This is a genomic window from Acinetobacter sp. CWB-B33 (genome assembly GCF_039655955.1).
In the GTDB taxonomy this organism is placed as follows: Bacteria; Pseudomonadota; Gammaproteobacteria; order Pseudomonadales; family Moraxellaceae; genus Acinetobacter; species Acinetobacter bouvetii.
This window is the reverse complement of record NZ_JAGFEU010000005.1, coordinates 195,367-207,040: the sequence shown is the minus strand read 5'-3', so window position 1 is coordinate 207,040 and position 11,674 is coordinate 195,367. Positions and strand designations below refer to the sequence as shown.

10 protein-coding genes and 1 CRISPR repeat array are annotated in these 11,674 nt (G+C 40.4%); of the genes, 9 read left to right on the top strand and 1 reads right to left on the bottom strand.

The window, feature by feature from the left end; translation table 11 throughout:
• The first annotated feature begins 27 nt into the window (after window positions 1-27).
• The 8 genes from csy1 (at window position 28) to JZ784_RS14625 (ending at window position 9,840) form a co-directional block, all read left to right on the top strand.
• Window positions 28-1,305: a type I-F CRISPR-associated protein Csy1 gene (csy1, locus tag JZ784_RS14660; protein WP_346315358.1), complete on the top strand. Its 1,278-nt coding sequence runs from the start codon at window positions 28-30 to the stop codon at window positions 1,303-1,305.
• Window positions 1,305-2,189 carry a type I-F CRISPR-associated protein Csy2 gene (csy2, locus tag JZ784_RS14655; RefSeq protein ID WP_346315357.1) on the top strand — a complete coding sequence of 295 codons (885 nt, stop codon included), beginning with the start codon at window positions 1,305-1,307 and terminating at the stop codon, window positions 2,187-2,189. Before csy1 ends, csy2 begins: the two co-directional genes overlap by 1 nt.
• A 27-nt stretch (window positions 2,190-2,216) precedes the next feature.
• Window positions 2,217-3,233: a type I-F CRISPR-associated protein Csy3 gene (csy3, locus tag JZ784_RS14650; RefSeq protein ID WP_346315356.1), complete on the top strand. Its 1,017-nt coding sequence runs from the start codon at window positions 2,217-2,219 to the stop codon at window positions 3,231-3,233.
• A 2-nt stretch (window positions 3,234-3,235) separates the two neighbouring features.
• Complete coding sequence (gene cas6f / locus JZ784_RS14645) at window positions 3,236-3,850, top strand: type I-F CRISPR-associated endoribonuclease Cas6/Csy4 (RefSeq protein WP_346315355.1); 615 nt, start codon at window positions 3,236-3,238, stop codon at window positions 3,848-3,850.
• A 131-nt stretch (window positions 3,851-3,981) separates the two neighbouring features.
• Window positions 3,982-5,632: a CRISPR direct-repeat array (repeat unit 28 nt; unit sequence GTTCACTGCCATGTAGGCAGCTTAGAAA).
• 577 nt (window positions 5,633-6,209) lie between these two features.
• The gene (locus tag JZ784_RS14640) at window positions 6,210-7,208 is read left to right on the top strand and encodes a putative oxygenase MesX (RefSeq protein WP_346315354.1); all 999 of its coding nucleotides are present in this window, start codon (window positions 6,210-6,212) and stop codon (window positions 7,206-7,208) included.
• A gap of 57 nt (window positions 7,209-7,265) precedes the next feature.
• Window positions 7,266-8,294: a methionine synthase gene (locus JZ784_RS14635; protein ID WP_005008954.1), complete on the top strand. Its 1,029-nt coding sequence runs from the start codon at window positions 7,266-7,268 to the stop codon at window positions 8,292-8,294.
• Window positions 8,295-8,491: 197 nt separating this feature from the next.
• Entirely contained in the window at window positions 8,492-8,983 is a 492-nt protein-coding gene (locus JZ784_RS14630; protein ID WP_346315353.1) for a flavin reductase, read from the top strand.
• Between the two features lie 44 nt (window positions 8,984-9,027).
• On the top strand, window positions 9,028-9,840 hold the full coding sequence (locus JZ784_RS14625) for a sulfite exporter TauE/SafE family protein (RefSeq protein WP_346315352.1): 813 nt from the start codon (window positions 9,028-9,030) through the stop codon (window positions 9,838-9,840).
• Window positions 9,841-10,167: 327 nt separating this feature from the next.
• Here the strand turns inward: JZ784_RS14625 and JZ784_RS14620 are convergent, their stop codons facing one another.
• Window positions 10,168-10,629 carry a DUF441 domain-containing protein gene (locus JZ784_RS14620; RefSeq protein ID WP_035361800.1) on the bottom strand — a complete coding sequence of 154 codons (462 nt, stop codon included), beginning with the start codon at window positions 10,627-10,629 and terminating at the stop codon, window positions 10,168-10,170.
• Between the two features lie 269 nt (window positions 10,630-10,898).
• Between JZ784_RS14620 and JZ784_RS14615 the strand changes: the two genes are divergently transcribed.
• Entirely contained in the window at window positions 10,899-11,615 is a 717-nt protein-coding gene (locus tag JZ784_RS14615) for a 16S rRNA pseudouridine(516) synthase (RefSeq protein ID WP_346315351.1), read from the top strand.
• The last annotated feature ends 59 nt before the right edge of the window (window positions 11,616-11,674 follow it).

The window sequence follows — 11,674 nt, the reverse complement described above, 5'->3', positions numbered from 1 at the left end:
GAATTAAAAAATGAGTAGAGGGAGTGTATGACTGCAAATATTCTAAATTTTTTAAATGAGCGCAAAGAGCTATGGTTAAAAGATCGTTTAAAGAAAGCTGAAAATGACACTGAAATTGCTGAATTACAACAGCAAGCAAATGATAAATTTAGTTTGCAGGAATGGCTACCTGATGCAGCAAAGCGAGTAGCTCAACTTTCTATGGTGAGCCATCCGAGTAAATTTAGTCATCCTAGTGCAAGGACATCAAGTGTTATTGCTCAAGCAAAATATGCTAAAGATGGTTACTGGCGTAGTGGCAATGTAGATTACCCATTAGATGTCTTTGGTAATGCAGCAGCTATGGACGTTTATAAATTTCTATCGCTTGATTTAACTGAAAAAACTACTGTCTTAGATGGATTTGAGCACAGTGATAAACCCCTTAAAACCCTGATTCAGCAAGCTTCATTAGATTTTGACACACTACGTCAGGCATTTTTGGTCATCAAAAATGGAGATGACTCTAATAAAACAGATCATTTTATTAAACAAGTGTACTTCCCGATTGAAGATGGTAAATATCATTTGTTATCTATTTTGACACCGTCTGGATTGATTACCAAATTAAAGCAACATATTGATGTAATGCGCTTTTCCGAAGTTACCAAGCAAGCAAAAGAAAATCGTAAAAAAAATGAGCATGGCCCTCAAGGTTTTGCGGATATTTATGATCTAACAGTGACTGCGTATGGTGGAACACAACCACAAAATGTCAGTGTTTTAAATAGTCAAAATGCGGGTAGAGCATATTTATTGCCAAGTTATCCGCCTACATTTGAAGAAAGAAAGGTGAAACTTCCAACATTTGATTTTTTCGAACAATGTTTATATTCAATGGTTTTTAAACAATATGTTGAAGAGTTACAGGTTCTTATTAGAAAAGATTTAGATAGTACAACTGGCAAAAGAAAAAATACTTATTTGATACGTAATGATATTAATAAAACACTTCGCAAAATTATTGAACAAATTTTGTTTAAAGCATTTTGTATCCGTAAATATAAAAAGGAATGGTCAAAGGGGGATTCATATAAAAAATTACCTTTGTATCAACGTATTTGGTTAGATGATTTTTATGAAGAACAGCGTGAAATTGAAGAGGGATGGTTCGAAGATGTTAGCCATCATATATCAAAATGGATTATTGATGTTTATGTAGATAAAGAAATTGTTGAAAACTCTTATATGTTAGGTAGCGGTGAGATATTAGCTGTTAAAGAAATCGTAAAAGAATTGCTTGAAGAAGATAAGGAGTTTTTCTAATGCGTCATTTTTTATTGATTCCGCATCTTAAAATTCATAATGCCAATGCAATGAGTAGTCCTTATACCATTGGATTTCCTGCAATGACAGCTTGGTTAGGAGCAGTACATGCAATTCAACGTAAATTAAATGCAAAGAACTATGATGTTGAATTGACCAAAGTCGCGATTAGTTGCCATGAGTTTGATTTACAAACTTATAAAGGGCAAGGAGATTTTGTACATTCGATTGTAGGTACAGCAAATCCTTTAGATAAAGATGGCAATCGTCCCGCATTTATTGAAGAAGCGCGTTGTCATTTGGAAGTTTCTCTTTTAATTGAAATTGAAAATACAGACCCTGATGAAAAAGAAGCCTTTTTAAATTTGGTGAATCAATGTGTAAACAGTATGAAGTTTGCAAGCGGAGATGTACTGTCAGTCAAAAAATGTGAAATTTTGGTTTTTGATGAAGATGGAAATGTAGATAAGGAACTACGTCCAATTCTCAATAAACTGATGCTTGGGCATGTCCTAATTGAACGTCGTGATCTCGTCATTGAAAGTATGAATGAAGGCAAAGATGCCTTAGACGCGGTATTGGATTATTTAAAAGTGACGCATCGTTCAGTTGTCGATAATGATGACAAGGTTACATGGACTTCTCAACGAAAAACTCAAGGTTGGCTAGTTCCAATTGCAGTGGGATTTCAAGGCATTTCAGAGTTGGCACAAGCAAAAAATCAGCGTGACTCAGTTACACCACATCGCTTTGCTGAAAGTGTGTTGACGTTGGGCGAATTTAAAATGCCATACCGTATAGAAAGTATTGATCAACTTTTATGGCAATATCATGTTGATCTTGAAAATAATTTGTATCTTTGCCAAAACTCTAAAACAAACTAACTTGATATTGAAAAGGGAATAAAACTCATGGCTAAAAATGAAAAAGCAGTTGCAAGTGTACTTGCATTTGAAAAGAAACTCGTTCCATCTGATGGATATTTTTATGGGACGAGCTGGGAAAACCGCGCTGAAAAGGCTACTTTAAAACTGATTGCAAAATCTGTTCGCGGTACGATTTCAAACCGTCTAAAACCAGCAGTTGCAGGTGATCCACTTAAATTAAATGCTGAAGTTGAAAAAGCAAATTTACAAACGGTAGATGCATGTGCTTTAGCTGAAAATCAGGATACTTTAAAAGTAGAATTCACGTTGAAAGTCTTAGGCGGAATAGAGAATCCATCTGCTTGTAATAATGAAACCTTTTTAGATTCTTATCAAACTACTGCTAAAAACTACATTGAAAAATATGGTTTTACAGAACTCGCAAAACGCTATGCATTTAATATTGCCAATGCACGTTTTTTATGGCGCAACCGTGTAGGTGCTGAAAAAATTGAAGTTGTGGTGCAAGTGAATGGTCAAGAAACGATAACGTTTAATGCCTTAGATTACCCATTACACCAATTTGAAAATGCAGATGAAAAAGTACAAGGTTTAGCTGATCAAATCGCACAAGCACTTAGAGGCGAAATGCCTTATCTTTTGATCAAGATAGAAGCTTATGCCTTGGTCGGTAAAGCTCAAGAAGTTTATCCAAGTGAAGAATTGGTACTAGATAAAGGTAAGGGTGCAAAGAGTAAAATTCTTTATCAGGTTAATGAAGTCGCAGCAATGCACTCGCAAAAAATAGGTAATGCTTTGCGTACAATTGATACTTGGTATCCTGAATTTGATAATAAAAATACTGCAATCGCCATAGAACCTTATGGTGCTGTAACGAATTTAGGGAAAGCTTATCGCACACCTAAAGATAAAAAGGATTTTTTCACTTTATTTGATAAATACGCTCTAGGTGAAACTTTAGAAAATGCTGAACAGGAACATTATGTCATGGCTGTTTTAGTACGGGGTGGCGTCTTTGGGCAAAGTGGAAAGGATGCTTAAGTATGAAATTTTATCAGGAAATTACGCTGATTGATCAAGCTGAAATTTCCCCGTATTTCATTTGGACAAAGCTTTATACACAGTTGCATATTGCTTTAGCTGAACTTAAAGATGCCAATAATAAGGTCAATATTGGTGTTGCTTTTCCTCAGTATATTTTTGAAGAAAAAGTAGGAAACCAAAAAGCAAACATTAATTTAGGGAAGAAATTACGCTTATTTGCATCGTCTGAATCTGATTTGAAAAAATTAGATATACGAAAATGGCTAGAACGTTTAGAAGATTATGTACATATTACTTCTATTCGAGAAGTACCTAAAGAGATTAAAGGCTATGCAATCTATAAACGTAAACAAGTGAAAACCAATGCTCAACGTTTAGCGCGCCATCGTGTAAAACGTGGTGATATTGGTTTTGATGAAGCATTGGCTCGTTATAGCAATGTAGTGACTACAACGGCACTACCTTATATAGAGCTGAAAAGTTTAAGCAATTCGACAGCTGAGGATGAAAAGCGTTTTAAATTGTTTATTGAAAAGCAATCTGCGACAAAATCTGAATCTCAGGTTTTTAGCACTTATGGTTTAAGTTTGACCTCATCTGTACCCGAATTTTAACCCAATATTTTTCTACTCTTTAACAGTATAATAAAATCAATAGGTTATGATGGTGGTTTGAAACTTGGGTCTTTTATAGATTTTAAGGGTTAAGCCACTGTTATAGCTTTATTTTTTTGCTATGAACTAACGTTCACTGCCATGTAGGCAGCTTAGAAATTCTGGACTGGCTCAGGCTTTTTTGCAGAAACGTTCACTGCCATGTAGGCAGCTTAGAAATAATTAACCCGACAAAACAACATAAGCCCTAGGTTCACTGCCATGTAGGCAGCTTAGAAAGTCACGACCAGTCGAGGGAATCTAAGGATTTTGTTCACTGCCATGTAGGCAGCTTAGAAAATAGGTTTCTTACTTAATTGCCACAATTCTAAGTTCACTGCCATGTAGGCAGCTTAGAAATGTAGATGCATCACTTGTCGATATAGACAGTGGTTCACTGCCATGTAGGCAGCTTAGAAAATAAACCTTACGTGCATACCGTTTAGAACGTTGTTCACTGCCATGTAGGCAGCTTAGAAAAAGCATGTGAAAAGCACCAAGTTCTATAGATTGTTCACTGCCATGTAGGCAGCTTAGAAAGACACGGGAACCTTTAATTTCTGCAGAAGTCTGTTCACTGCCATGTAGGCAGCTTAGAAAAACACCATAAGCATCCACAATTGGAGAAAGTGGTTCACTGCCATGTAGGCAGCTTAGAAAAACCCCAATTTTCGTTTTTTGCGTAAAGTTTCTGTTCACTGCCATGTAGGCAGCTTAGAAACAAATCTTAATGCACCTTTTCCAAACTCAGAAGTTCACTGCCATGTAGGCAGCTTAGAAAACCCAAGAAATCAGGAATAAATGAAACGTCAGGTTCACTGCCATGTAGGCAGCTTAGAAAGCACCACCGGCACGCGCCATAAATCGCCCTATGTTCACTGCCATGTAGGCAGCTTAGAAACCATAGAACGAAAATTATCATTCTCAGCTTTGAGTTCACTGCCATGTAGGCAGCTTAGAAAAGCAAACAATACAGTGACTTATAAAGATAAAAGTTCACTGCCATGTAGGCAGCTTAGAAATAAGCCATCCTGCATATTGCCCCAGTCAACATGTTCACTGCCATGTAGGCAGCTTAGAAAGCATCAGGTGGAGAAGAAACATTAGGTACTGCGTTCACTGCCATGTAGGCAGCTTAGAAAGTTGTAAACTTTTCCTGTATTTTTGGAATACTGTTCACTGCCATGTAGGCAGCTTAGAAATGAATGATGTACCTGAGGTCAGAGAAATTTTTGTTCACTGCCATGTAGGCAGCTTAGAAACGGCTAAAAATATGGACAAAATAACCATATAGGTTCACTGCCATGTAGGCAGCTTAGAAAAATGAAATAGTTTGGGACAAGCATGAAATAAAGTTCACTGCCATGTAGGCAGCTTAGAAATGCTGACATTGAAACGAGTGGGTCTGCAACGAGTTCACTGCCATGTAGGCAGCTTAGAAATAATAAATGCAAGACTTCAAGAAAATGTATGCGTTCACTGCCATGTAGGCAGCTTAGAAAATCCTGCGGCAATCTGATGAAGATACGTCATGGTTCACTGCCATGTAGGCAGCTTAGAAATGAGATTCTTGGCGGCTTTAAAGCGGGCACTGGTTCACTGCCATGTAGGCAGCTTAGAAAAAACAAAAGTTCAATATTTCCCTGAACACCACGTTCACTGCCATGTAGGCAGCTTAGAAATGCATATCGCCGATAATCATTGCTGATGAAACGTTCACTGCCATGTAGGCAGCTTAGAAATTTTTAGCTAGGATCCTCAACGGTTTAGTTAGGATGGGCATCTATCAGTAAATATTAGCCTTAGATCTCTCATGCTTTCACCATTTAGATAAAATGAATAAGGATGAAGATCTTGAAATTTTCTAAGTTTAAAGTGAGTTTCATTCACTGTTGAGCATTTCTCAGGTTTTATAAAACAACTGCTGTTCTTGCCCCAATAGCAAAATAAAATGCCTTAGCGATGAATTTTTAAGCCAAATATAGAATTTGATTGAGGCGCTTAACTGTCAAATTTCCAGATGAATTATTTAGTTTTTATTTGATTTTATTTTTAATAAATCACTGTATTTTATGGGTATTAGTGAAATATTAGAAAGATTTTCTCAATAATTTTATTTGGGGTTATAAGAATTAATGTACTAAAGATCTGCTAGCCAGCTTTCCTAATGAATATCCCGCGTTGATGCGATGAAATTCAATTAGTGAATTTTATTCATCTTCACGTTAGATTAAATCATTTTTATTCATCTAGTTGTTCGGCTATAAATATATGCATTCAGAAATTTTAACTTCTCTTAAAAAATTTAGGGTGCATCACAATGAGTCAGGAATTTACTTGTTCGATTAAAAGTGTACGTTTCGATGAAAACTATCAACCTGCTGACAACACACGCCTTACAACAAACTTTGCCAACTTAGCTCGTGGTGAACATCGCCAAGAAAACTTACGCAGAACTTTGGAGATGATTAACAACCGCTTTAACACTTTGGCGAGTTGTGACAATCCAAATGCTGACCGCTATTCACTTGAAATTGACATCATTTCAGCAGAGCTTGATGTTGAAGGAAATGGCAAGACCTTTCCTTTTATTGAAACCTTGAAAAGTACCATTATTGATCATAAAACCAATGAACGCATAGAAGGCATGATCGGCAACAGTTTTTCTTCTTATGTACGTGATTATGACTTCAGTGTGGTATTGCCGGAGCTTGGTTTTAAAACCAATGAAAAGCCTGAAAACTTTGGTGATTTACATGGCAAGCTCTATCAGCATTTAGTCAATTCAGAGGTTTTTAAAGCAGAATTTAAAAAACAACCTGTGATTTGCCTGAGCGTTTCGACTTCAAAAACCTATTACCGCACAGCGAATGTTCACCCGGTGCTTGGTGTGGAATATAAAAATGATGAATATTCACGTACCGATGACTATTTCAAAAAAATGGGTCTAAGCGTCCGCTATTTCAAACCTGAAAATGCAACTGCGCCATTGGCATTCTATTCAGCAAACAACTTACTGACGGACTATACCGATTTTGAGTTAATCAGTGCGATCAGCACCATGGAAAGTTTCCAAAAAATTTATCGTCCTGAAATTTACAATACCAATTCAGTTGCAGGTTTGGTTTACCAGCCAAGCTTGAATTTTCAGGATTTTTCATTGACCCGCATTGTTTATGACCGTGTAGAACGCAGTCAATTGGCGGTAAAACAAGGCAAATGGACGGAAGAAAACTTTATCAAGCCGTACAAAGACATCCTTGAACAATGGGCCGCAAATTTTGCTGCTGAAAATACAAAGCAAGAACACGCTGCTTGATTCACCGAATAGATTAAAGAACACCGTTTTACAAAAGATTGAGATAGAAGATTAGACATGGCCATTTTACTCCCAACATCAACAGCAGGCAGCTTACCGAAACCATCTTGGCTGGCGGAACCGGAAAAACTTTGGTCACCTTGGAAACTGGAAGGTGAGCAACTGCTTGAAGCGAAGCAAGATGCTTTGCGTTTATCTTTGCAAGAACAGCAGCATGCTGGCATTGATATTGTCAGCGATGGTGAGCAAACCCGTCAGCATTTCGTAACAACATTCATTGAGCATTTGGATGGTGTTGATTTTGAAAAGCGTGAAACGGTGCGTATCCGTAATCGTTATGATGCGAGTGTGCCGAGTGTGGTGGGTGCAGTCAGCCGTCAAAAGCCTGTTTTTGTGGAAGATGCAAAGTTTTTACGCAGCCAGACTACACAGCCGATCAAATGGGCTTTGCCTGGCCCAATGACCATGATTGATACTTTGTATGACGGTCATTACAAAAGCCGTGAAAAACTGGCGTGGGAATTTGCCAAAATTCTTAATCAGGAAGCCTTGGAATTAGAAGCCGCCGGTGTAGACATTATCCAGTTTGATGAGCCTGCCTTTAATGTGTTTTTTGATGAAGTGAATGACTGGGGCGTTGCAACTTTGGAGCGGGCGCTTGAAGGTCTGAAATGTGAAACTGCGGTGCATATCTGCTATGGCTACGGCATCAAAGCCAATACAGACTGGAAAAAGACCTTAGGTTCAGAATGGCGCCAATACGAAGAAGCCTTCCCTAAACTGCAGCAATCGAAGATTGATATCATTTCACTTGAATGTCAAAATTCACGTGTGCCTATGGATTTGATTGAACTGATTCGCGGTAAAAAAGTTATGGTCGGTGCAATTGACGTTGCAACTAATCAGATTGAAACTGCGGAAGAAGTGGCCAATACATTGCGCAAAGCGCTTCAGTTTGTCGATGCCGATAAGCTTTATCCTTCGACCAACTGCGGTATGGCGCCATTGTCACGCGAAGTGGCGAGAGGCAAACTGAATGCCTTGAGTGCGGGCGCAGAAATTATTCGTCAAGAACTGACCGCCTAACTTTATGCTGAGTACGCATCATCCTTAAAATGCGCAGGGTTATATTGGATTTGATTAAATTTCACAGTAACCCTGACTTCAAACTTGAAGTTGCCTCATTTTCTACTCGGAACACATTCAGGTGATATGCCTGTGTGATGAACTTGCATAATCAGGTGATATCACAAAAAACGACGCTTTAATTTTGGAACAGCATCATGATTCAATCAACAGACTTTAAAAACGCAATGTCTTTGCTCACCAGCGCAGTCAATGTTGTGACGACAGCAGGAATGTCTGGCCGCTATGGATTCACTGCCTCTGCTGTATGCAGTGTTACCGATACGCCTCCGACCTTGCTGGTCTGTATGAATCAAGCATCGAGTTCCCATGCGCATTTTGTTGAAAATAAGATTCTCACCGTGAATGTTTTGGGCGCACAGCATGAAGACCTGTCCAAAGCATTTTCATCGAAAATGACGGCTGAAGAGCGCTTTAACCACGCCGCTTGGACTGAATTGGAAACGGGTGCGCCTATTTTAAAGGATGCTTTGGTGAGTTTTGACTGTCAGATTGAGCAAATTCAAGCAGTCGGCACACATAGTGTTTTTATGTGCCGTGTGGTCGCAATTCAGCAAAGTCAACAGGATGAAAGTTTGGTGTATTTTAATCGCGCTTACCATTCGGTAGGTCAAGTGGAAATCGCCTAAACGCATTTTGTTCAATATCAAATTCTTTAATAAGTAAGTATGCCGTGGAATTAATTATTTTTTTAGCAATAGGGGCATTGGCGGGATTTGCTGCTGGGCTCTTTGGTGTGGGCGGCGGGCTGATCATCGTGCCGCTCTTGTATGTGGTGTTTACACAGATGGGCTATGGTCCTGAAATTGTGATGCATTTAGCTTTAGGCACTTCGCTCGCAACGATTATCGTGACCTCGATCAGTTCATTGATGGCACATAATAAAAACGGCGCCGTACTTTGGCCGGTATTCAAAAATTTAACGCCGGGTTTGGCGGTGGGTTCATTTTTAGGAGCGGGTGTTGCAGGATTGCTGTCGAGTGCAAAGCTGCAGCTAATTATCGGCATATTCGCCCTTTGGGTGGCATATGGCATGTTCATGGGGGCCAAAAAAATGGTCGAGCAGATTCGAGTCCTGCCCTCAGCAGCGAAGCAAGTCTGTGCCGGCACTGGGATTGGCATTGCATCTGCCATTTTTGGCATCGGCGGCGGCAGTTTAACAGTCCCTTATCTCAGTCATTATGGCGTGCGCATGCAAAAAGCTGTTGGCACATCAGCTGCATGCGGTTTATCCATAGCAATTGCCGGGGCAGCGGGCTTTATGTTTTTTGGCGCGCAAGAGAAGGTCGAAATTGCAAACAGTATTGGCTATGTTCATATTTATGCGTTCTTAGGGATTAGCAGCATGAGTTTCTTTACCGCAAAGTTAGGCGCTAAAGCGGCACATGCGCTATCACCGCAAATGCTGAAAAAATGTTTTGCGGGTTTATTAACTGCAGTCGGCTGCTACTTTATTTTTCAAGGCGCGCTGACAGTGAGCGTATAAGTAATAACCCTAAGGGAGAACAGCCTTAGCGCCAAGTTCAGCCGCCTGTCAAAGCAGATTGACGCTTTGCGCCCAGTGAGATTGTGTTCATTCATCCTAACAATCAGCTTAAGATGTTTGTGCGGGCATCATCGCCAGAAATCCTGCTTCAGCATACAGCGTGCGAAAAAATATTCGAATACAGCACGCTGTATTTCTAATGCTTCGATAGCTGGCTTTGGCAATTTCGTTCAGCCGTTCTCAGCCACTATGGCCAATTCAATGTTTAGGCGCTGCTTAATTTTATGGCCGCAAAATAAGTTGTGAATAGTGTGCTTTGCGGCTTTATTATTGCCCTGAACCAATCAGTAGGGATAATATTCCGGCAGCAATCAAAGGGCCGACAGGTACGCCGCGCAATACGGCTACGCCAGCCACAGTGCCAATCAGCAAGCCCGCCACAATATCGGGCTGATTCGACATCAGCTTCACGCCGCGTCCGCCCAGCCAAGCCACCAATAAGCCAATAGCAATGGCCAGCAGCGACTTCCAGCTGAGAAAGGATTTCAATATGGCGTCACCTGGGATTTTGCCGCTGGCAATGGGGGTGAGCACGCCAATGGTTAAAATAATGATGCCAATATTTAAGCCATGCTGCTGCAGGTAAGGGAAGAATTCATTTAAAGGGGTGATGCGGAACACGATCAGCACCCCCGCGGCAATGGACACGGCAGAATTATGGCTGAATATCCCGCAGGCCAATAAAATCAATAGAACAATCAGGTTTAAATCCAGGCTGGACAGGTTCATCACGCGTACTAAATTTTGCATTATTGATGGGATTATAGCGGATTTCACCGCTTTAAGCCGATGCATTGGCGAGCCGGGCCAGAAGTTCAGGTATACAGTGATCAGGCCATACATTCATCCAGATTGCGCTTTATATATTTTCTATTGCACAAATTAAGGGTTCGCCAGCCGTTTTGCGGCTGATTCACAGCATAGATAAATACGGTCCAAGATTGGGTTTCTGATCACGATACATTAGAATGAGCTGTGATTTTTTGAGATGTGCTTTTATGTTGTTGGAAAAAATGCTGCAATCGCAAGGTTTTGGTTCACGGAAATATTGCCAGCAGCTGATTAAGAGCGGCGCAGTTCAAATCCATGGCGAGGCGGTCGATAATCTGAAATATAAAGCTGATCTGAAGCAGCTGGAATTTTCGGTATATGGCGAAAGCTTTGAATACCGTGAAAAAGTTTATATCGCCTTAAATAAACCGCAAGGTTATGAATGCTCACATCAGGCCACGCACCATTTCAGCGTATTTGAATTGTTTGATGATGTGCTGATGAACCGCGGCTTGCAGTGTGTAGGCCGTTTGGATCAGGATACAACGGGCCTGCTGCTGCTGACGGATGACGGGCAGTTTTTGCAGGCGCTGACGCATCCTAAAAAGCATGTGGCAAAGGTTTATCAGATGCATACTGCAGATCCAGTCACGGCAGCGCAAATCGAGCAGCTGGAACAGGGCGTAGAACTGCGTAATGAGGCGGGTGTATTTGCTGCAACAGATGTGCAGAGCCTGGCTGATAGGCAGCTGCAAATGACCGTTCATCAAGGTGTTTATCATCAAGTTAAGCGCATGCTGGCGGCGGTAGGCAATAAAGTTGAACAGCTGCACCGTGCGCAAGTTGGCCAGCTGAATTTGAGTCATTTGGACAATTTGCCGCAAGGCGAATGGGTGTATCTGTCCTCAGAACAAATTGAGTTGGCTAAAATCCGAGAAAACTGATTCAAACATGAAAAGCGCAGCTGCATTTTCAGCTGAGCTTTTCATAGCAGGTGGAGGGG

Bases quoted from the DNA above. Each gene is read 5' to 3' on its own strand.
- JZ784_RS14640 (WP_346315354.1), top strand. From the start codon at position 6,210: ATGAGTCAGGAATTTACTTGTTCGATTAAAAGTGTACGTTTCGATGAA.
- JZ784_RS14635 (WP_005008954.1), top strand. From the start codon at position 7,266: ATGGCCATTTTACTCCCAACATCAACAGCAGGCAGCTTACCGAAACCA.
- csy1 (WP_346315358.1), top strand. From the start codon at position 28: ATGACTGCAAATATTCTAAATTTTTTAAATGAGCGCAAAGAGCTATGG.
- cas6f (WP_346315355.1), top strand. From the start codon at position 3,236: ATGAAATTTTATCAGGAAATTACGCTGATTGATCAAGCTGAAATTTCC.
- JZ784_RS14615 (WP_346315351.1), top strand. From the start codon at position 10,899: ATGTTGTTGGAAAAAATGCTGCAATCGCAAGGTTTTGGTTCACGGAAA.
- JZ784_RS14630 (WP_346315353.1), top strand. From the start codon at position 8,492: ATGATTCAATCAACAGACTTTAAAAACGCAATGTCTTTGCTCACCAGC.
- csy3 (WP_346315356.1), top strand. From the start codon at position 2,217: ATGGCTAAAAATGAAAAAGCAGTTGCAAGTGTACTTGCATTTGAAAAG.
- JZ784_RS14620 (WP_035361800.1), bottom strand. From the start codon at position 10,629: ATGAACCTGTCCAGCCTGGATTTAAACCTGATTGTTCTATTGATTTTA.
- csy2 (WP_346315357.1), top strand. From the start codon at position 1,305: ATGCGTCATTTTTTATTGATTCCGCATCTTAAAATTCATAATGCCAAT.